Genomic DNA, 19,415 nt, shown 5'->3' with positions numbered 1-19,415 from the left:
TCTCTCACTCCGGCGGCATCGTGCCCAAATCCAACGAAAAACTCGATCTCGCGACGCGCGCGGCGTGGCTCTACTACGTCGCCGGCAACACGCAGAACGAGATCGCCGAAAAACTCCAGGTGTCGCGTCCGGTCGCGCAGCGGCTCGTCGCGTTCGCGGTCGAGAAGAACCTGATTCGCGTGCGCGTCGACCACCAGCTCGCCGACTGCCTCGCGCTCGCCGACCAGTTGTCGGCGCGCTATGGGTTGTCGATGTGCGAGGTCGTGCCGATCGACGACGACAGCCCCGAAGCCGTCGATCGCAAGCTCGCGGTGGCGGGCGCGCAGGTGATGGAGCGCTACCTGATCGAAGAGAAGCCGATGGTGATCGCAATCGGCAGCGGCCGGACGCTGAAGGCCGCGGTCGATCAGATCGCGCAACTGGAGCGCCCGCAGCATCGGCTCGTGTCGATGGTCGGCGCGATTGCACAGGATGGCTCGTCGAACCGCTACGACGTCGCGCTGCATATTTCCGAGAAGACAGGCGGCAAGCATTTTCTGCTGCCCGCACCGTTGATCGCGGACGACGAAACGGAACGGGCGCAGTGGTGCAACCATCGTTTGTACCGGATCGTCGAGGCGCTCTCCGGTGAAGCGGATGTCGCGTTCGTGGGGATCGGGAATATCGGGCCGCGCTGTCCGCTGCACGAGGACGGCTTTATCACCACGGAGGAACTGAACGAGCTGATGGCGCTCGGCGCCGTGGCGGAGACGCTCGGGCTGCCGATCGATGCCGACGGCAGGCGCATCGAATCGCCGACTGGGCGGCGCGTGACGAGCGTCCCGCTCGACTCGCCGCCGAAGCGGCCGACGATCGGCTTTGCGGGTGGCGAGAGGAAGCGCGATGCGGTGATCGCGGCGCTTAAAGGCGGGTGGCTGTCGGGGCTCGTCACCGATGAGGTTTGCGCGCGGGCCGCTTTGGAGGGGGACGTGGACGTGCGGGCCGCGACGAAGGCTGGCAATCGCGACTAGTCCGCGTTCGATGGCAGGGCGTCGGCCCTGCCACGTAGATCACCTCTCCGGCCTCTCCAAACTGCAGCCCAAGAAATCCGTGCTATCGCCCTGGTAGGCTTCCAAATTCCGATATCCCTTCGCGATCCAATAGGCGGGATAGAGATTCGGGATCTCTACGGGTTGCGCTCCATATCCCTAGTCTGCCAAGGCTCGCTGCGAGCTTGAGGCACTCGGCCCGCCATTTCGATACGGCAAGAACTCGCTGCTTCTGCGCATCGGCGAACGCCGTCTGAGCATTCAGCAACTCAGTGAAAGTCCCGACACCCTCCTTGTAGCGACCCCGCGTGATGTCGAGCGCGCGCTGCGCGTCGTTAAGCAAGTCCCGCGAGTTTGCGAGATTGATCGCGCTGGCCTGCACGCCGTGATAGCTAGTCCATACGTCGAGCGACGCCTGGAGTTCTGTGTCGCGCAGCGTCGCCTCCTGCGCATCGGCCTGTGCCAGTGTTTGCTCGACGCGATAGCCGGATGCAAAGCCTTCAAACATCGGAATCGTCACCTGCATGCCGATCATGCTGCCCCGGCTGCGCGTGATAGGTATCGACTGTGGCTGCTGTTGGTATGACGGGTTGTTTTGCGTCAGACTGCCGACCAGCGAGATGGTCGGACGACCTTGCGCACGCGCCGCATCGACGTTCGCACGGGCTGCATCAAGCTTGGCGCGTGCGGCGATGAGATTCGGCCGGTGCTGCTTCGCCTCGTCGATCAATTGGTCGATGCCGGCTCCGAGCTCGGCCAGCGCATCCGGGTCGCGCTCCTGCGGTGCAATCTGCAATGCCGTATTCGCGTCGAGCCCAATCGCGATGGCGAGCGCACCTGCCGCCGCCCGCACGTCGCCTTCCGCGCTGACGCGATCGAGCACTGCGCGACGGAAACTGGTACTCGCCTGCAGTTCGTCGGCAAGCGTGCCAGCGCCAGCTTTGTGTTTCGCGCTCGCTTCCGCGACGCTCTCACCCGCGATTGCCTCGCTGCGCTGCGCGGCGGCGAGCAACGCCTGCGCGTCTCGCAGCGCGTAGAATGCCCGCGCCGCGTTAAAGAGCACAGTCTGCAGCGTGTCGTCCTGAGATGCGTTGGCGGCGGCGAGCAGCGCGCGCGCTTGCCGCTGCGCAGCGCCGCGCTTGCCGAAGTCGAACAGCACCCAGCTCAGGTTCAGCATTGCGTACTTGCTAGACGTGTTTTGCGACTGGCTGATCGAGTCCGCGCGGAGCGCACTGTAGTCGTAGGTGGTGGATAACGTGTCGCGTTCGATACCCGCCGTCGCGTGAAGCGTCGGCAGGTACGCCGCATCGACGAAGCCGAGCGCAGCAGCCTGAGCACGCGCATCGGCCCAAGCCCGGTGTACCCGCGGGTTCGCGCAGATCGCCTGCAGGATCGCGTCCTCGAGTTCGAGTGAACGCGCGTCCGATAGAGGGCGACACGACGTCCCATGCAATAACTGCATGGTGGGCGTTGCCGACACGTCGCCGCGCGTGCGGAACACATCGCGCATCTGCGCTTCGGCGTGGGGGTAACCAGCCAGGGCTGTAGCAGAGACGGCGAGTGGAAGAAAGTATTTCATCGACCCACCTGTTCTGCGAAGTCAGGCGAATCGGCTATCGAGCGGGAAAGAGCTGTCGCAGGCCGATCGATTACGACCCGCCCCTCCTTCAACATCACGATACGCTCGGCCGACGCAATCGTCTCCGGTCGATGCGCGACGATCACTCGGGTCATCCGCAGCGCATTCACTGCCGAGTTGACTTGCTGCTCGCGCTGCAAGTCGAGATGGCTTGTCGCTTCGTCGAGCACGAGAATTTTCGGGCGCTTATAGAGCGCGCGGGCGAGCAGGACCCGCTGCTTCTGCCCGCCCGACAGCACGGTACCCATGTCGCCGACCAACGTGTTGTAGCCCATCGGCATTGCGGTGATGTCGTCGTGTACAGCGGCAAGCCGCGCGCACTCAGCAATCCACTGAGTATCGGAATCCGGATCGAAGAAGCTGATGTTTTCGGCGATCGAGCCAGCGAACAGCACGTCGTCCTGAAGCACGGTACCAACGAGCGAACGTAGCCGGTCAAGGCCAAGCCGGTCGACGTCGACTCCACCGATCCTCACCTTGCCAGCTGTTGGTTCAAGCATCCCGAGCAGCACGTTGACGAGTGTCGTCTTGCCGCAGCCCGATGCCCCGATGAGCGCAACTGATTCGCCCGGCTCGATCACAAGCGATATGCCGTCGAGCACAGCCGGCTCGCCGTCGGCATAGCGAAAGCCGATCGCGTCGAATTCGATGCTGGCCGCCAAGTTGTCCAACTCGCCTGGCACGTGGCGCTGGTTTGCGCCAGGTTCGGACTGTTGGAACACGATGTCGGCCAGCCGCTCACCCTGTAGCTGCAACATTTTGACTTCGAAGTATTTGTCAATTAGGCTCGCGACGCGATTGTCAAACTGTCCCTTATATGCATTGAACGCCATCAGCGCGCCGACCGTGAACTGGCCGTCCATCACCATCCTCGCCCCGAGCCAGATGACCAAAATGCCATCGATGCCGAACAACAGCCCGTTAAGCTGTTGGTAAAGCAGTTGCAGCTTCTGTATGCGTAATCCGGCGTTGATTTGCTCAACGAGCAGCGATAGCCAGCCTGAACGGCGCTCGTTCTGCCGGTTGAATAGCTTGATCGTCTTTATTCCGCGCACGGTCTCGAGAAAATGACTTTCCTGTTTGGCGGCACGCACGATTTGCTCTTCGGTCGCCCGGCGCAGCGGCTGATATGAGAGCCACCGCATCAGAGCGTAGAGAGCCATTGTGCCGAGCGCGACGCAGCCGAGCAGGCGGCTGTAGACAAACATCATCGCGAGCGTGACGACCGTCATTAAACCGTCTATTACCGCACTGAGGAACGACGTGGTGAGTGTCTTCTGGATCGTTTCAATTGAACCGAATCGCGACACGACGTCGCCGAGATGGCGCCGCTCAAAGTACCGTAGAGGCAGATTGAGCAGGTGTGTGAACACGTTCGCGCGCCACTGCAAATTGAGTGTCGTGCCGAAGTACATCAACACCAACGCGCGAATGGCGCTCGTCGCCTGCTGCATTATCAGCAACAGCCCGAAACCGAGTGCGAGCACGGTGAGCAAGTCGCGGTCTGTGCTGACGATCACTTCGTCGATGACCCACTGAAGGAAGAATGGATGCACCAGCACGAACACCTCGAGCGCGAGGGCAAGCACTAGAACTTGAGCAAGCGCACGCGACAGCCCCGCCACCGGTCCGAGCAGCGCGCGCAGCTTGATCGAAGGCGCTGCTTCGCGCGGCTCCAAGGCACTCGTTGGCCACAGCTCCAGCGCGACGCCGGTAAATGAGCGTGACAGCACATTGAGCGGCAGCTTGCGGGTGCCCTGTGCGGGATCGTGGATCACTGCGCTCCGAACGCTCACCTCCTTTAACACCACGAAGTGGTTGAAGTTCCAGTGCAATATGCATGGCACGCGCAGTTGGTCGAGCTGGTCGAGATCGAGCTTCAACGCGCGAGCGCCGAGACCAAGTTGCTGAGCAATCTCGATCAGGCGGGAGAGGCTGGTGCCCTTGAGCGATACAGGAAAGCGGCTGCGCAATGTTGCGACATCCTCGTGGTGGCCCAAATAGCCAGCAATCATCGCGAGGCACGCGAGTCCGCATTCAGCCGCTTCGGTCTGCAGCAACATCGGCAATTTGCGGCCGACACCAAACGAGAGACGTTCGAGAAAGGACATGGGAAGACAGCGGAATCAAAGTTTACCAGTGACACTGTAGAGCGGTTCGAGCACCCATTCGTATAGACGCCGGCGCTCCTGCAGGATATCGGCCTGAAGCGCCATGCCGGCTTGCAGCGGTTGCGGCTTGCCGTATGCGTTCACCGTCTGCGCATCGAGCGTGGCTGTGACGCGATAAAACGAGCCGTCGCCCCCACGGCCGTCGACGGTCGGCATCCCGCTCGTCGACAGTTCCGCCGCTGACAGCGCAGTGCGCGCGATTGAAGATACGCGCGCGTGGTACTGACCGAATTTCTGATACGGATAGGCCCGATAGCGAATCCGCACAGGATCGCCGGCGTGTATGAAGCCGACGGCCGCGCTTGGCACGAACAGGTGGACTTTCCAGCGTGCACCGTCCGGCACGATGCTCGCAGTCGGATGTGTGGTATCGATCGTTTGTCCCGGCTCTGCGATCACGGCTGCCGCGACGCCGGTTTCGGGCGCCGTAACTAAAAATTCGCGCCGTGCTTCGCTCTCGATCAACGCCTGCCTAATGTCGATCACGCTGCGGTTGATCTGCGAGAGTTGATTCTGCTGCTTGAGAGCGAGGCCGGAGAGATCGTTTGAGGTCTCCTTGAGTGCCTGAGCCACATTAGCGCGCTCACGCTGCAGGCCGAGCAGTTTCGACTGCTGTTCGAGCATATCGGCCTGCCGCTGCTGCAGTTGGTCAGTCGAGACATAGTCCTGATCCAACAAACGGCGATAGCGGGCAACGCCGTCTGCAGCAATCGAAGCACGCTCACGCTGGTTGGCGAGTTGATCGTCGAGACGCGCGAGTTCCGAGCGCAGGCTGGCAAGTTTCGCTTGCAGTGTGTCGCGTTCGTCCCGCTGGAGCGCGCTCGTCTTGTCGATTTCCTGCTGCAGCAAATGCTGGCGTTGACGCGTCTGTTCGATCAACGCGGTCTGCGTACGGCCCTCCGTAGCGCTCTGTAAATCAGCAGAGACCGTATAGAGCACCATCCCGCGCGTGACATGCTGGCCTTCGACCACCGCCTTGCTCACCACGACGCCCGGTTGCAGTGCATACACCTTGACGAGGCCCGTGTCGGGCTCGATCACGCCTTCAACCGTGGTGCGGCGCGTGTAGCTGCCGAATGCGAACAGCAGCACCACACAGGCCGCCATGAAGGTCATAGCGGACGCGAGCACCGCGAACGATACGGGACGCACCAGAACGATCTCTCCGAGCGTCTGTGCACCCTGCGCCGCCAGAGCGGCCTGCCGGAACGGTGATTTTTCTATGCCGTTTGCCACGTCAGTCGACAAGCTACTGCAACGTCGCGGAAGGATTAAACGATGCAGCAAAGGCGCTTTGCACCCGACCGGTCAGGAACCATTCCATACCACGCTCAATGACCTTTTGAAGATTATTAGGTTCTCCATTGTCCTTTGGGCACACCAAAAAATGGTCCCCACATGGAATGTACTCCGTTACAAAGGGGCGATCATGTGCCACAAGATATGCAATCCCAGCCTCATAGTCGACTGCTGACGCGCTTTGATCGAGTCCTCCTTGGACCAAATAAAGCTGTGTCTTGGATTCGAGCACGTTTTCCGCAGGCGATGCCATGCCTATAGTTCGCCAATAGGCTTCACCGTGCCCTGCAATGGTTACATTTGACTCCTTTACCTGACTCCTGCGCACTTGTTCCCAACCGGTTAAAGTCGATTGCAATCGATCAAGTGGATCATTTGGTTCAACCTCGGCCAAGAAATTCCAGTTTCCCCAGCCGGTGAGTGCGGCGTGGAGTGTCGCCAATGTTTGCCCAGTCCCAAACCCAGAAATTAGCAGAAGGTGAGACACTTCCTTCGTCGACATTGCAAAACGTGATGCTATAGAAACGCCTTCAGAACTGGCGACAATCATAAATGGATGACTATTAATCCAGCCGCGATGGCGGAGGTCATCGATAATGGTTCGCAATGCATCCAATCGTGCTTGCATATTTGCCATTTTCTTGAATTCCAATGAACACCCGGATGCAGTTTCGCGCGCGAAACGATCCTCGATACCTGGGCTCTCAACCACAACTAAGCGGACTTTTCCCTTGAATTTCAGGGCGAATCCCTCTGACCCCATGGAGCGTTGCCCATCTGGAAACGCTGGAAAGGCACCGTTACATTCACTCCCCGGAATGAAAATGACCAATGGTTTTTCGCGCATCGATGTATCCGAAGAATAGTAGCGCAGTCGATTCCCGTCAGGCATCGTGATCTCAGTGCCAGAAAATGGAAACTCAGCTGAGGCGGCTGTTGGAACTATAAAATCACTTCTGAGGCCGGACGCGTGCGACCCAGTTTCCACGCCTAGATTTTCGGCGCACACACCAATTGGCAAAGCAAATAGGATGACGAGAAATAGTTTGCGAATCATGCTATTAAGCACCTTAAAAAAATCACGGCAATATCACATGGATTTGTCGCGCGAGATTGGATAAAAATTCGTACAAAGCTATCGACAAATAAGAAATCGATCAGCACAACCCAGACAAAGCCGACAAACTCACGCACAATTTCATCCAATGCTCGCACACTTCGTCCTAAAACCGTTACAGCGGACTGCGTCGATCTCCCGATGAATCGTGATCGCCCACTGTTAACCGAATAAGGCGCAGCACGCACCCCAAATCCTCGCAATACTTCGCGAATACTGCGTAAGGCGATGAGTAAAAGCAAAGAATAGCATCGCTTAATTATTGCGAATACCAGCCATATTTCTCTCAATTGTCGACCATGGCACGCCACGTGAAATGGCAAATTGACCCAACCGAATTATGATAGCCTGATGACTTTCGCAGAACAGACTGGCATTGCGAAATTTGTTAATGAAGCTGTATCTGTGAAGGACAGACTCAGCAAGTCCAGTGCCATTTTTGCATATTTCTCTTGCCCCGCATTGCAAACAAGACGGCGAAACTTCACCACAAGCCCGGTGAAAATCAGCCACTCCCGGCCGATCGAGAAAATCTGCCAATGCGCTATCCGAGATATTCAATCCGAGATTAAAAAGTGATGGCAGCGTATTGCGAAAGTCGTCATCGATAGCTATGTCACCGTTCGCCCTAACCGTCATGGCAACATATCGATCGGAACAAGGACTTGGTGCGCTGGATGTACAGAGTTGCTTAAGCGGCTCGGTGAATTGCCTTACATAGATATTGAAATTTCCGTCATTGATCCATTCGTTCAACGCGCCGAGCAAAAACTTACGAGTGCCCGCCACCAATTTTATGTCTGCCCCATCCCTTGTTTGATTTGCCTTTAGAAAATGAATCCTTTCAACCCCCAAGTCATCCACAAAATGGCGGTAAATTTTTTTCCCATCAAAATCCGGATTTACCACACAAATAATTCCGGCAAATATCCCTTCGCTTTTTTTGTTTGCCGCCTTCAACAACTCAATGGCCTTTACGACCACCGAATGAGTGCCTTTCCCTTTCTTGTCAACTCGATAAAGATCATTCTCGTCCGGCGAACCATCCAGGCTTACCCCAACGGATACGCTATATTTTTCAAAAATAGAAATCCACTCTTCATCCAATAATGTTGCATTAGTCTGGATGCAAATTGTTAAATCCGTGAAATCTGCGACGCCGCTCCGGAGGATTTCAAGAACGGCGCTCATTTTCGCCTTTTTCATCAAAAGAGGCTCGCCACCATGCAAATCAATTCTTATCTCATCGATCGAATGAGAACAAGCGGCATTGCGCAAATAAACAGCAAGAGATTTCGCTGTATCGACCGTCAAGTAAGGAGGTTGCCCCATGTAATCACGATTATTTCCATTGAAATAATAGCAATAAGTGCAATCAATGTTGCACCTTTCAGTCACCTTGAGTATCACCTCAAGCCTATTGATTTTATCGTGCTCAATCATTTCGACGCCCATTATTGGCCAAAACACACGAACTTGATTCAGGCTCAATGCACTTAGGGAAACACCGATGAGTGGAACAACTTTTCACATTGCAGACGAGGCGGCATCTAATTTTTAGATGCCGATGCAAATGAACACACCATTCTCAGTGAATACATTAGTGCCACGCGGCGCAGCCCGATCAGTAGCGATACGCCACCAAGGCGTATCGCGCCAGACGCTACCTTAATAAGGCAACAGGATGTAAATTACTTAGAAGCGCTTCGAAAAGGAAGCATTGGCAAACCAAGCACGCGCCTTGGGTTGAGAGTCAGCGCCGCCACCGACCAGGGCAAGCAATTCCGGATCGATCTCGGCGAGCAGCTCACGTTCCTCTTGTTGTGCGCCAGCCATCATTTCTTTTTTGAACACATGCAGATCCATTTGATTTTCCTTTTAATCAACGACACAAGACATGCGATTCCAGGCAGAGCTAATCCACCATAAGAACGAGAATTGCCACTGCCCGCTCGATTACCGTCTATAGGAGTACATAGCATTTCCAAACGGCACCTTACACTATCATCTCAATCACATTTCGGTCAACTTACTTTGAAGAAAATCGGCAGACGATGCCATGCCACCGACTGGCCAAGGGAGAAGCGCATAACGCGAAAAGCATAATTCGCTGGCGCATGCCGTCTTCTTCTAGCGCCCCGGAGAAATCCTCGACCATTCATGCGAAAGCCAGCGCCACAAGGCCAGCGGCACGCACGAATTCGAGTTGGAAGCTGTACCGCTCTAGTCAAGGCCAGCCAAAGCAGATCTGGGGTGGGTGCGATGTTGGGGGTGCTGGCGCAAACGATTTCTGACTGTTTCAAGGCCGAACAGGTCGGCCGGCTTGGAGGCGCAGGCACGAAGCCAGTGAGCCCAGAGCAGATTGAGCTGTCGAGATTGCGTGCCGAGGTGGCACGGCTGAAGATGGAGCACGACGTCCTAAAAAAGCCGCAGCGTACTTCGCGAAGGACTCGACACGAAGTACGCGTTCATCGAACGCAACCACATTCACTGGCCTGTTTCGGTGTTATGCCGAGTGGTGGAAGTCAGGCCGAGCGGCTTTCATCAAAGTCGGCAACGTGCCGTGCAGGACAAGCCGCACCGAAGCCGCGTGAGCGACGATGTGCTGCTGGCGCACGTCAAGGCGATTCACGCCGAGGTCAAGAGCGACCGCCAGCGCGCGTGATCACACCCGCTGGCCCTGCGAAACCATTTCCAAAGATCGCCCACAGGTCGCCCCCCTCACGCCGCCGACCTCACCTCCACGATCTTCCGCTCGAACGCGCGCCCATCGCTGTCGAACAGATGGCAATGATCCGGCGTCGCGCCGAGCTTGAGCGTCGTGCCCTTGTCGTGGTGATCGAGCGGCGGAATGCGCGCGATGAGCCCATCCGGCGCGACCGACGACTCAGCATACAGATACGCCGCGTCGCCGAGCGACTCCACCGTCATCGTCCGCGCCGCGATGCCGTAATCGGCCGTGCCGACGATATGCAGGTGCTCGGGCCGAATGCCGACCGTCACGTTATCGCCCACCTTCGCCTTGCCCGGCTCGACCGCGACACGCTGCGTCTCGCCCGTCTCAAAGCGCACGAGCACGCCATCGGTCGTCACCGAATCGACGACGCCGCCCAGGAAGTTCATCTTCGGCGAGCCGATGAAGCCCGCGACGAAACGGTTCGCCGGCGCGTGATAGAGCCGGTTCGGGCTGCCCACCTGCTCGACGTTGCCCGCCGACAGCACGACGATCTTGTCCGCGAGCGTCATCGCTTCCACCTGATCGTGCGTCACGTAGATCATCGTCGTCTTCAGTTCGTCGTGCAGGCGCGCGAACTCGAGCCGCATCTTCACGCGCAGCGCCGCGTCGAGGTTCGACAGCGGTTCGTCGAAGAGGAACACCTTCGGCTTGCGCGTGATCGCGCGGCCAATCGCGACGCGCTGCCGCTGGCCGCCCGAGAGCTGTTTCGGCTTCCGGTCCAGCAGGTGATCGATGTGCAGGATCTTCGCCGCGTTCTTCACCGCCGCGTCGATCTCGGGCTTCTTCGCGCCCGCGAGCTTCAAGCCGAACGCCATGTTGTCGTAGAGCGTCATGTGCGGATAGAGCGCGTACGACTGGAACACCATCGCGATGCCGCGCTTGGCGGGCGGCACGTCGTTCATGCGCGAGCCGTCGATGTTCAGGTCGCCGGCGCTGATGTCTTCGAGACCGGCGATCATCCGCATCAGCGTCGTCTTTCCGCAGCCGCTCGGGCCGACGAAGACGACGAACTCGCCGTCGTTGATGTCGAGGTTCACGTTACGCAGCACCTCGGTCTCGTCGTAGCGCTTCGCCACGTTGCGCAATGTCACGCTTGCCATGATCTGTCTCCGTTCAATTGTCTACCGCTTCAATGCAGATTGAGCGCGCCGCTCATGCGCCAATGCTCGACGAGCGCAGGCAGGGAGCGCATGTCGTCGAATACGTGCCGCGCGCCGACGCCGCGTAGCGCGTCGATCTGCGCGCTGGTCGCATGACCGCCGCCGATGAAGCCCAGCACCGTCATCCCCGCCGCGTTCGCAGCGGTGACGCCCGTCACGCTGTCCTCGATGACGAGACACGCCTCCGGCGCCGCGCCGAGCGTGCGCGCGGCGGCCAGGTAGACGTCGGGCGCGGGCTTGGGCAATTCGACGTTGTCGGCGCAAAACACGCGATCGCCGAAGAAACGCACGAGCCCGGTGCGAGCCAGCACCGCCTCGACGTAGTCCGTATAGCTGTTGCTCGCGCACGCCTTCGTCAGATTGACCTGCGCGAGCGCCTCCTCGATGCCGTCGACCATCGGCGCATCCTTCGCGGCCCCTTCGACCGCGCGCCGGATCGCCTCGATGTCGCCGGGGGTCAGCGTGCGGCCGAGCTTGGCCGCGGCGCCGGCCAGCACACGCTCGATGCGCAAGCCGAGCAGCGGCAGCACGACGGGTTCGACGTCGGCGTCGGGCCAGCGCGCCTCCAGCTCGGCGACCAGCATCCGCGCGGCGACGGCTTCGCTGTCGATCAGCACGCCGTCGCAATCGCAGATCAGCACCGACTTGCCGTTGACGCCGTCGCTCATCGCGCGCTTCGCGTGGTCCGTCATTTGACCGCCCCGAACGTGAGGCCGCGCACGAGCTGCTTCTGCGACAGCCAGCCGACGATCAGAATCGGCGCGACCGCCAGCAGCGACGCCGCCGACAGCTTCGCCCAGAACAAGCCTTCAGGGCTCGAATACGACGCGATGAACACGGTCAGCGGCGCTGCATTGGAGCTCGACAGGTTGATGCTCCAGAACGCTTCGTTCCACGACAGGATCACGAGCAAAAGCGCCGTCGATGCGAGCCCGGGCACCGCCATCGGCATCAGCAGATGGACGATCTCCTGCAGCGTCGTTGCGCCGTCGATGCGTCCGGCTTCGAGGATGTCCTTCGGAATCTCGTTGAAGTAGGTGAACGCCATCCACACCGCGATCGGCAGATTCATCAGCGAATAGACGATGACGAGCCCCGACACCGTGTCGAGCAAGCCCGCGTTCTTCCACATCACATAGATCGGCACGAGCACGCCGACCGACGGCATCATCTTCGTCGACAGCATCCACAGCAGCACTTTCTGCGTGCGATTGTTCGGGAAGAACGCCATCGCATACGCGCACGGCACCGCGAACAGCAGGCAGATCACCGTGACGCCCACCGAGATCAGCACCGAGTTCCACGCGAACCCGAAGTAGTTGCTGCGCGCGAACACCTCGCGGAAGCTCTCGAGCGTCGGCGTGAAAAACAGCGACGACGAGTACGCCTGCTGTTCGGTCTTGAACGCCGTGATCGTCATCCAGAAGATCGGGAAGAAGAGCGCCGCGGCAATCAGCCAGGCCACTACGCCTGGAACGATCCGCTTGATCGCGCTGATGACCGGCGACGGCGCGCGATACTGCACGGGGGTTTGCAAGGTCGGGCTGCTCATTTCTCGTACTCCCCTTTCAGGTTCTTCGCCAGCATGCGGACCAGGAAGAACGACACGATGTTCGCGAGCACCACGGCGAGAATGCCGCCCGCCGAAGCGATACCCACATCGAATTGCTGCAGGCCGACCGCGTAGATCAGGTACGACAGGTTGGTCGTCGCGTTGCCGGGGCCACCAGCCGTCGTCGTATAGATTTCAGCGAAGATCGACAGCAGGAAAATCGTCTCCATCATCACGACCACGGCGATCGCGCGTTTCAGATGCGGCAGCGTGATGAAGAAGAACATCGAGAACGGGCCGGCGCCGTCGATCTTCGCGGCCTCCTTCTGCTCCTGGTCGAGCGACTGGATCGCCGTGAACAGAATCAGGAACGCGAACGGCAGCCACTGCCACGCGACGATGACGACGATCGCGGTGAGCGGATACGTAGCGAACCAATCGATCGGCTGCAAGCCGACCGCACGCATCGCATCGGCGACGAGACCGTACACCGGGTGCAGGATCATGTTCTTCCAGATCAGCGCGCTCACGGTCGGCATCACGAAGAACGGCGCGATCGCCAGCAGGCGCGCGACCCCCTGCCCATAGAACTTGCGGTCGAACAGCACCGACATCAGCACGCCGCCCACCACCGTGATGATCAGCACCGAGCCGATCAATTCGATCGTATGCACGATCGACGGCACGAACGACGGATCGGTGACGAGGAACCGGTAGTTGTCGAGGGCCGCGAAGCCCTTCATGTCCGGGTTCAGCAGGTTGTAGCGCGAGAACGAATACCAGATCGTCATCGCAAGCGGGATCGCCATCCATAGCAGCAGCACCGATACGGACGGCGCAACCAGCCAGCGCGTCGACGAGGCGCGCCGCGCTTCGCGTTCGTGCTCGGTCTGCGCGGGGGCGTGAGTGAGAGGGAGATGAAGATGACGCATGATCGGAACACCTCTTGAGAAAACGCCGGGCCGCCCCAAGTTTGCGGACCCCCTCGGGGGGCCTGGCGCGCAGCGCCAGGTTTGGGGGCTCTCTGTCTCATGCGCGAACCGCGCAGGGAACGCGGCCCGCTGTGCTGCGAAGCTCCCAAGCGGCGCGCGGGGGACGCGCCGCCTGGAAATGCGTTACGTCATTTCTGATAGCCGGCCTGTTGCACCGCGCGGTTGGCGGTCGCCTGGCCCGCGGCCAGCGCCTGGTCGACGCCCATCTGGCCTGCCAACGCACCGGCGATGCTCTGTCCGACCACGGTGCCGAACGACTGGAACTCAGGGATGCCGACGAACTGCACACCGGTGTACGGCACGGGCTTCAGCGTCGGATGAGTCGGATCGGCGGTCTGGATCGCCTTGAGCACGAAGCTCGCGAACGGCGCGGCCTGCTGATACTCGGGACGCGCATAGGTCGACTCGCGCGTGCCGGGCGGCACCGATGCCCAGCCCTCATCCTTCGCGACCATCTCGATGTAGCCCTTCGAGGTCGCCCAGGTGATGAACTTCTTGGCCGCATCCGGCTGCTTCGACGACTTCGGAATCGCGAGCGCCCACGACCACAGCCAGTGCGAGCCATTCGGCGTGGCCGCCGTCGGCGCGGCCGCAAAGCCGACCTTGTCCGAGATCTGCGACTGCTGCTTGTTGTACAGCATGCCGGCCGCCACCGTCGCGTCGATCCACATCCCGCACTTGCCCGAGGACATCAGCGTCAGGTTCTCGTTGAAGCCGTTCGAGCTCGCTCCCGGGGGGCCGTCCTTCTTCAGCAGATTCACGTAGAACGTGACCGCCTTCTTCCATTCGGGTGAATCGAGCTGCGCATGCCATTTGTCGTCGAACCAGCGGCCGCCGAACGTGTTCACGACCGTCGTCACGTAGGCCATGTTCTCGCCCCAGCCCGCCTTGCCGCGCAAGCAGATGCCGTAGACGCCGTTGGCCTTGTCGGTGAGCTTGTCCGCGAACTGCGCGATCTGGTCGTAGGTCGGCTGGTCGGGCATCGTCAGGCCCTTCGCCGCGAACAGGTCCTTGCGGTAGTACGTCATCGAGCTTTCGACGTAGAACGGCAGCGCATACAGCGTGCCGTTATTGGAGAGACCGTCGCGCGCCGTCTTCACGACGTCGTTCAGGTCGTAGTCGGCGGGCAGGTTCGTCATCGGGGCGAGCCAGCCGCGCTTGCCCCACTGCGGCGTTTCGTACGTGCCGATCATCATCACGTCGAATTGGCCGCTGTTGGTCGTGATGTCGGTGGTCGCGCGCTGGCGCAGCACGTTTTCTTCGAGCACCACCCAGTTGAGCTTGATGTCCGGATTGGCCTGCTCGAACGCGGGTGAGAGCTTCTTCAGCTCGATCATGTCCGGGTTGTTCAACATCGCAATCGTGATCGTCTGCGCCGCATGGGCGCCAAACGCCGCAAAAGCCAGCGCACCACCGCATAGCGCGTTGAGCGCGGGTCTAAACGTTCGTTTCATCGATGCCTTCCGCCGGGCCGCCCCAAGGAAGGCATCGGCCCCCTCGGGGGGCAGCGAACTGCTGTGAGCATGGGGGTAGTTCATTTCGTCTCCTTTCTCTTGTGCGTTATGTAACTGAAGCGCTTCTTTAAGCGTAGGCGGAACTGCGCGATGTTGCGGGGAAATCAGCTCATCCAATTGCCGCCGTCGACGTTCAGCGTCTGAGCGGTGATGTAGTCGGCATCGGCCGATGCGAGAAAGAGCGCGGCGCCCGTCAGGTCGGCGGGAACGCCCATGCGGCCCAGCGGCACGGCTTCGCCCACGAGCCGCTTCTTCTCGCCGAGCGGCCGATTCTCGTAGCGGGCGAACAGCGCGTCGACCTGATCCCACATCGGCGTATCGACGACGCCCGGCGCGATGCCGTTCACGTTGATCTTGTGCGGCGCAAGCGCGAGCGCGGCCGACTGCGTGTAGCTCAGAACCGCCGCCTTGGTCGCGCAGTAGTGCGAGACGAGCGCCTCGCCGCGCCGGCCGGCTTGCGACGACATATTGACGATCTTGCCGCCGCGCCCTTGCTCGACCATCCGGCGCGCGACCGCTTGCATGAGGAAGAACATGCCCTTCACGTTGACGGCGAAGAGCGTGTCGAAGGTGTCCCACGATTCGTCGAGGAGCGGGCGCATGTCGAAGAGCGCCGCGTTGTTGAAGAGGATATCGACGCCGCCGAAATGCTGGACGGTGATCGCGACGATCCCCTCGATGTCCTCGCGGCGCGTAACGTCCGCACTGACCACGTGGACGCGCTCGGGGTGGGTTTCGGAGAGACGCTGCGCGAATTTGCCGATGGGCTTCACGTCGACCAGCACGCACTTGGCGCCTTCGTCGAGATAGCGCATGGCCACCGCTTCGCCGATGCCGCTGGCGGCGCCTGTGAGGATGGCGACCTTGTCTTGCAGTTTCACTGCGTGTCTCCGATTTGTTGTCGCGGTGAGCGAACGCCCAGCGATTGAGCAATTGCTCGTTTGTTGATCGAATGATCGGATACGCGTACAGCACTGTCAAGGTAATGCGGTGGATTTCGATGGTGCGGTGCGGAAGTCCGTGATACGTTATATCATCGCGATACGTTATATCATCCCGAACTCACTGATCTTTCGCGATTCGGGAATTGCTGCCATGTCCGCCGACCACGTCCATCCCGCCCACGACCTTGCCGAACGCCTCGCGCGCGCCGACGCGTTCGCCGTCGAGCACGATCTGACGCTCACGCCGCTGCGCCGCCAGGTCTACGAGTTGATCGTCACGGCCGCGCGGCCGATCGGCGCCTACGACCTGCTCGCCGCGCTCGAGCCGCAACGCGGCCGCGTGCCGCCGACCACGGTCTACCGGGCGCTCGACTTTCTGGTCGAGAACGGTTTCGTGCACCGGATCGAATCGAGGAACGCGTTCGTCGCGTGCTGCGAGATTGGCAAGCCGCATCAGAGCCAGTTCCTGATCTGCGAGCGCTGCGGGGACACCGTCGAAATTCCGGGCGAGGAACTCGCCGAGCGCCTCTCGGCAACGCCGCCCGCGCATGGTTTCGAAGTGCACAAGCAAGTGGTCGAACTCACCGGCTTGTGCGGCGATTGCAAGACCAAAGATCACAATCCAGATAAGGAACACGAAGAATGAAGGCCATTGGATCGATGCAGGCCATCGCACGTCACGTGCTGAAATTGCCGACGTTCGTTGCGGCAGGCGCCGCGGCGCTCATGGTCAGCCATGCGGCGTTCGCGCAAAACGCAAAGATTCCGGTTGTCGCGGCGGAAAACTTCTATGGTGACGTCGTGCATCAGTTGGGCGGCGATCATGTCGACGTCACGAGCATTCTGAGCAATCCTGACCAAGACCCGCATCTCTTCGAAGCGAGCCCGAAAACGGCGCGCGCGCTGCAGCACGCGACTTTCGTCGTCTACAACGGCGCCGACTACGACCCCTGGATGGCGAAGCTGCTCGGCGCATCGAAGAACGCGAAGCGCACCGTGATCGTCGCGGCGGATCTCGTCGGCAAGAAAGCCGGCGACAACCCGCACCTCTGGTACGATCCGGCGACGATGCCCGCGGTCGCGCGCGCGGTGAACGCCGCGCTCGTCGCGGCCGATCCGGCGCACAAGGCCGATTACGACGCCAACCTCGCGAAGTTCCTCGACTCGCTGAAGCCGATCGATGCGAAGGTTGCGGCTCTGCGGGCGAAATACACAGGTGTGCCCGTGACGGCGACCGAGCCCGTGTTCGGCTATATGTCCGACGCGATCGGCCTCGCGATGCGTAATCCGAAGTTTCAGCTCGCGGTGATGAACGACACCGAACCCAGCGCGTCCGACATTGCCGCATTCGAGAAAGACCTGCGCGAGAAGCAAGTGCGCGTCTTGATCTACAACAGCCAGGCGACTGAAGCGCTCACGAAGCGCATGCTCAAGCTCGCCCGCGATTCGGGCGTGCCGACGGTGAGCGTCACGGAAACCCAGCCGGCGGGCAAGGACTTCCAGAAATGGATGGCCTCGCAGCTCGATGCGTTGTCCGTGGCGCTTGAAGGGAAGGGGCAATGAGTCTCGCAAGCGGCAAACCGCGTCACGCGCTCGAACTCGAGCGCGTGACGCTCGAACTCGGCGGACGCACGATCCTCACCGAGACCACCCTCTCGGTGAACCAGGGCGAATTCATCGGCGTGCTCGGGCCGAACGGCGCGGGCAAGACGACGCTGATGCGCGCCGTGCTCGGCCTCGTGCCCGCCACAAGCGGCACGATCCGCGTGGCGGGCGCGCCCGTCGCGCGGGGCAATCCCGCGATCGGCTACATGCCGCAGACGCGCAGCGCGCTCGCCGGCCGCCGCGTGCGCGGCCGCGATTTCGTCGCGATGGCCGCGGACGGCCATCGCTGGGGCCTCCCGCATGCCGATGCGGCGACGCGCGCGAACGTCGAGCGCGTGCTCGATCTCGTCGGCGGCCGCTCGCTTGCCGAGCGGCCCTTGTCGGAGCTGTCGGGCGGCGAGCGCCAACGCTTGCTGCTTGCGCAATGCCTGCTCGGCGAGCCGCGCCTGCTCCTGCTCGACGAGCCGCTCATCAGCCTCGATCCCCATCACCAGCGCGGCGTCGTGGAGCTCGTGCGCAACGTGCAGCGCGAGCTCGGCATCACCGTGCTGTTCTCGGCACACGAACTCAATCCGCTCTTGAACTCACTCGACCGCGTGCTGTATCTCGGCAGCGGCGTCGCGGCGCTCGGCACCGTCGACGAAGTCATCACGAAGCCGGTGCTCTCGCGCCTCTATGGCTCGCCGATCGACGTGATGCGCGTGAACGGCCGCATCTTCGTGATGTCAGGCGACGTCGAGGTCGAAAAGCACGACCACGAGCACGAAGACGACCACGCGCACGACCACGGGCATGAGCACGAGCATGGTCACGCTCACGGCCACCACCCTGCGGCGAAGACCGCGCACACCTCTCGCGACGGACACACGCACGATGTTTGAATACGATTTCATGATCAACGCGTTCGCCGCGTCGGGGATCGTAGCGGTGCTCGCGGGCATCGTCGGCTACTTTCTCGTGATGCGCGGACAGACGTTCGCGGGACACGCGCTGTCGCACGTCGGCTTCACGGGCGCGACGGGCGCGGTGCTGATCGGCATCTCGCCGATCTGGGGGATGATCGGCTTCACGGTCGCGGCCGGAGTCGGCATGGGCGCGCTCGGCGAAAAGCTCGCGGGGCGCGATGTGGCGATCGGCGTGATCCTGTCTCTGTCGCTCGGTTTCGGGCTATTGTTTCTGCACTTCTTCACGGCGTACGCGACGCAGGTCACCGCGCTCCTTTTCGGCAACGTGCTCGGCGTGAATCCGGAGACGCTCGCGGTGCTGGCGGGCATCGGCGCGGTCAGCTTGATCGCGCTCGGCGCGATCATGCGGCCGCTCATGTTCGCGTCGCTGCAACCGGAGCTGGCCGAGGCAAAAGGCGTGTCGCTGCGGCTCGTGTCCGTGCTGTTCCTGATCATTGCCGCGCTGACCGTGGCCGCCTGCACGCAGATCGTCGGCGTGCTGCTCGTGTTCACGCTGATGGTGGGACCGGCGGCGGCCGCGCAAAACTTGTCGACGCGGCTCTCGCTCGGCCTTCTGCTCGCCGCCCTCTTCGCGCTCGCGCAAGCGTGGCTCGGCGTCACGCTCGCCTTCTACACCGACTGGCCGACGAGCTTCTGGATCACTGCGCTCGCCGCGGTCGTCTATGGCTTGAGCTTACTGGCACGGCGGTAAA

The 19,415-nt window shown here is 60.9% G+C and carries 16 protein-coding genes and 2 pseudogenes; 6 read left to right on the top strand and 12 right to left on the bottom strand.

Going from position 1 to position 19,415, the window contains the following annotated elements:
- The first annotated feature begins 20 nt into the window (after positions 1-20).
- The gene (locus FAZ95_RS03860; protein ID WP_137331240.1) at positions 21-1,010 is read left to right on the top strand and encodes a sugar-binding transcriptional regulator; all 990 of its coding nucleotides are present in this window, start codon (positions 21-23) and stop codon (positions 1,008-1,010) included.
- A 163-nt stretch (positions 1,011-1,173) separates the two neighbouring features.
- On the opposite strand, the pseudogene FAZ95_RS03855 reads toward FAZ95_RS03860, so the two are convergent.
- The 6 genes and pseudogenes from FAZ95_RS03855 to FAZ95_RS39175 form a co-directional block, all read right to left on the bottom strand.
- Positions 1,174-2,607: pseudogene (locus tag FAZ95_RS03855) on the bottom strand (TolC family protein); the annotation flags it as partial.
- The gene (locus FAZ95_RS03850) at positions 2,604-4,778 is read right to left on the bottom strand and encodes a peptidase domain-containing ABC transporter (protein ID WP_137331238.1); all 2,175 of its coding nucleotides are present in this window, start codon (positions 4,776-4,778) and stop codon (positions 2,604-2,606) included. The gene FAZ95_RS03850 and the pseudogene FAZ95_RS03855, both read right to left, overlap by 4 nt.
- Positions 4,779-4,793: 15 nt before the next feature.
- Positions 4,794-6,074 (bottom strand): HlyD family secretion protein, encoded by a 1,281-nt coding sequence (locus FAZ95_RS03845; RefSeq protein ID WP_437437717.1) that lies wholly within the window; start codon positions 6,072-6,074, stop codon positions 4,794-4,796.
- Between the two features lie 13 nt (positions 6,075-6,087).
- Positions 6,088-7,194, bottom strand: a complete 1,107-nt coding sequence (locus FAZ95_RS03840; RefSeq protein ID WP_137331237.1) for a hypothetical protein — start codon at positions 7,192-7,194, stop codon at positions 6,088-6,090.
- Positions 7,195-7,509: 315 nt separating this feature from the next.
- A complete protein-coding gene (locus FAZ95_RS03835; protein ID WP_175425514.1) occupies positions 7,510-8,697 on the bottom strand; it encodes a radical SAM protein in 1,188 nt (395 codons plus the stop codon).
- A 252-nt stretch (positions 8,698-8,949) separates the two neighbouring features.
- Complete coding sequence (locus FAZ95_RS39175) at positions 8,950-9,120, bottom strand: hypothetical protein (RefSeq protein ID WP_175425513.1); 171 nt, start codon at positions 9,118-9,120, stop codon at positions 8,950-8,952.
- 280 nt (positions 9,121-9,400) lie between these two features.
- Between FAZ95_RS39175 and FAZ95_RS39905 the strand changes: the two are divergent.
- Positions 9,401-9,904 (top strand): annotated as a pseudogene (locus tag FAZ95_RS39905) (transposase family protein); the annotation flags it as partial.
- A 71-nt stretch (positions 9,905-9,975) separates the two neighbouring features.
- Here FAZ95_RS39905 and FAZ95_RS03830 read toward each other — a convergent pair.
- The 6 genes from FAZ95_RS03830 to FAZ95_RS03805 all read right to left on the bottom strand — a co-directional run bounded on the left by FAZ95_RS03830 (position 9,976) and on the right by FAZ95_RS03805 (position 16,090).
- Positions 9,976-11,091, bottom strand: coding sequence for an ABC transporter ATP-binding protein (locus FAZ95_RS03830; protein ID WP_137331235.1), 1,116 nt, complete (start codon positions 11,089-11,091; stop codon positions 9,976-9,978).
- A gap of 29 nt (positions 11,092-11,120) precedes the next feature.
- Complete coding sequence (locus FAZ95_RS03825; RefSeq protein WP_254699802.1) at positions 11,121-11,843, bottom strand: HAD family hydrolase; 723 nt, start codon at positions 11,841-11,843, stop codon at positions 11,121-11,123.
- The gene (locus FAZ95_RS03820) at positions 11,840-12,703 is read right to left on the bottom strand and encodes a carbohydrate ABC transporter permease (protein ID WP_137331234.1); all 864 of its coding nucleotides are present in this window, start codon (positions 12,701-12,703) and stop codon (positions 11,840-11,842) included. The genes FAZ95_RS03825 and FAZ95_RS03820 overlap by 4 nt, the downstream gene beginning before the upstream one ends.
- Complete coding sequence (locus FAZ95_RS03815; RefSeq protein ID WP_137331233.1) at positions 12,700-13,635, bottom strand: carbohydrate ABC transporter permease; 936 nt, start codon at positions 13,633-13,635, stop codon at positions 12,700-12,702. The genes FAZ95_RS03820 and FAZ95_RS03815 overlap by 4 nt, the downstream gene beginning before the upstream one ends.
- Before the next feature lie 188 nt (positions 13,636-13,823).
- Positions 13,824-15,149, bottom strand: coding sequence for an ABC transporter substrate-binding protein (locus FAZ95_RS03810; RefSeq protein WP_137331232.1), 1,326 nt, complete (start codon positions 15,147-15,149; stop codon positions 13,824-13,826).
- Between the two features lie 164 nt (positions 15,150-15,313).
- Positions 15,314-16,090 (bottom strand): L-iditol 2-dehydrogenase, encoded by a 777-nt coding sequence (locus tag FAZ95_RS03805; protein WP_137331231.1) that lies wholly within the window; start codon positions 16,088-16,090, stop codon positions 15,314-15,316.
- A 214-nt stretch (positions 16,091-16,304) separates the two neighbouring features.
- On the opposite strand from FAZ95_RS03805, the gene FAZ95_RS03800 reads away from it, so the two are divergent.
- The 4 genes from FAZ95_RS03800 to FAZ95_RS03785 are packed head-to-tail and all read left to right on the top strand — an operon-like array spanning position 16,305 to position 19,414.
- Positions 16,305-16,799: a Fur family transcriptional regulator gene (locus FAZ95_RS03800; protein WP_137331230.1), complete on the top strand. Its 495-nt coding sequence runs from the start codon at positions 16,305-16,307 to the stop codon at positions 16,797-16,799.
- Entirely contained in the window at positions 16,796-17,716 is a 921-nt protein-coding gene (locus FAZ95_RS03795) for a metal ABC transporter solute-binding protein (protein WP_137331229.1), read from the top strand. The genes FAZ95_RS03800 and FAZ95_RS03795 overlap by 4 nt, the downstream gene beginning before the upstream one ends.
- Positions 17,713-18,639, top strand: a complete 927-nt coding sequence (locus FAZ95_RS03790) for an ABC transporter ATP-binding protein (RefSeq protein WP_137331228.1) — start codon at positions 17,713-17,715, stop codon at positions 18,637-18,639. Before FAZ95_RS03795 ends, FAZ95_RS03790 begins: the two co-directional genes overlap by 4 nt.
- Positions 18,632-19,414, top strand: coding sequence for a metal ABC transporter permease (locus tag FAZ95_RS03785; RefSeq protein WP_137331227.1), 783 nt, complete (start codon positions 18,632-18,634; stop codon positions 19,412-19,414). The genes FAZ95_RS03790 and FAZ95_RS03785 overlap by 8 nt, the downstream gene beginning before the upstream one ends.
- Position 19,415: the final 1 nt, after the last annotated feature.

The organism is Trinickia violacea (genome assembly GCF_005280735.1).
Lineage (GTDB): Bacteria > Pseudomonadota > Gammaproteobacteria > Burkholderiales > Burkholderiaceae > Trinickia_A > Trinickia_A violacea.
Note: the sequence above shows the minus strand (reverse complement) of the source record. Positions and strands in the feature narration are given on the sequence as shown.

Coding starts and splice junctions, on each gene's coding strand:
- FAZ95_RS03850 (WP_137331238.1), bottom strand. CDS start 4,778: ATGTCCTTTCTCGAACGTCTCTCGTTTGGTGTCGGCCGCAAATTGCCG.
- FAZ95_RS03840 (WP_137331237.1), bottom strand. CDS start 7,194: ATGATTCGCAAACTATTTCTCGTCATCCTATTTGCTTTGCCAATTGGT.
- FAZ95_RS03835 (WP_175425514.1), bottom strand. CDS start 8,697: ATGATTGAGCACGATAAAATCAATAGGCTTGAGGTGATACTCAAGGTG.
- FAZ95_RS39175 (WP_175425513.1), bottom strand. CDS start 9,120: ATGGATCTGCATGTGTTCAAAAAAGAAATGATGGCTGGCGCACAACAA.
- FAZ95_RS03830 (WP_137331235.1), bottom strand. CDS start 11,091: ATGGCAAGCGTGACATTGCGCAACGTGGCGAAGCGCTACGACGAGACC.
- FAZ95_RS03825 (WP_254699802.1), bottom strand. CDS start 11,843: ATGACGGACCACGCGAAGCGCGCGATGAGCGACGGCGTCAACGGCAAG.
- FAZ95_RS03820 (WP_137331234.1), bottom strand. CDS start 12,703: ATGAGCAGCCCGACCTTGCAAACCCCCGTGCAGTATCGCGCGCCGTCG.
- FAZ95_RS03815 (WP_137331233.1), bottom strand. CDS start 13,635: ATGCGTCATCTTCATCTCCCTCTCACTCACGCCCCCGCGCAGACCGAG.
- FAZ95_RS03810 (WP_137331232.1), bottom strand. CDS start 15,149: ATGAAACGAACGTTTAGACCCGCGCTCAACGCGCTATGCGGTGGTGCG.
- FAZ95_RS03800 (WP_137331230.1), top strand. CDS start 16,305: ATGTCCGCCGACCACGTCCATCCCGCCCACGACCTTGCCGAACGCCTC.
- FAZ95_RS03795 (WP_137331229.1), top strand. CDS start 16,796: ATGAAGGCCATTGGATCGATGCAGGCCATCGCACGTCACGTGCTGAAA.
- FAZ95_RS03790 (WP_137331228.1), top strand. CDS start 17,713: ATGAGTCTCGCAAGCGGCAAACCGCGTCACGCGCTCGAACTCGAGCGC.
- FAZ95_RS03785 (WP_137331227.1), top strand. CDS start 18,632: ATGTTTGAATACGATTTCATGATCAACGCGTTCGCCGCGTCGGGGATC.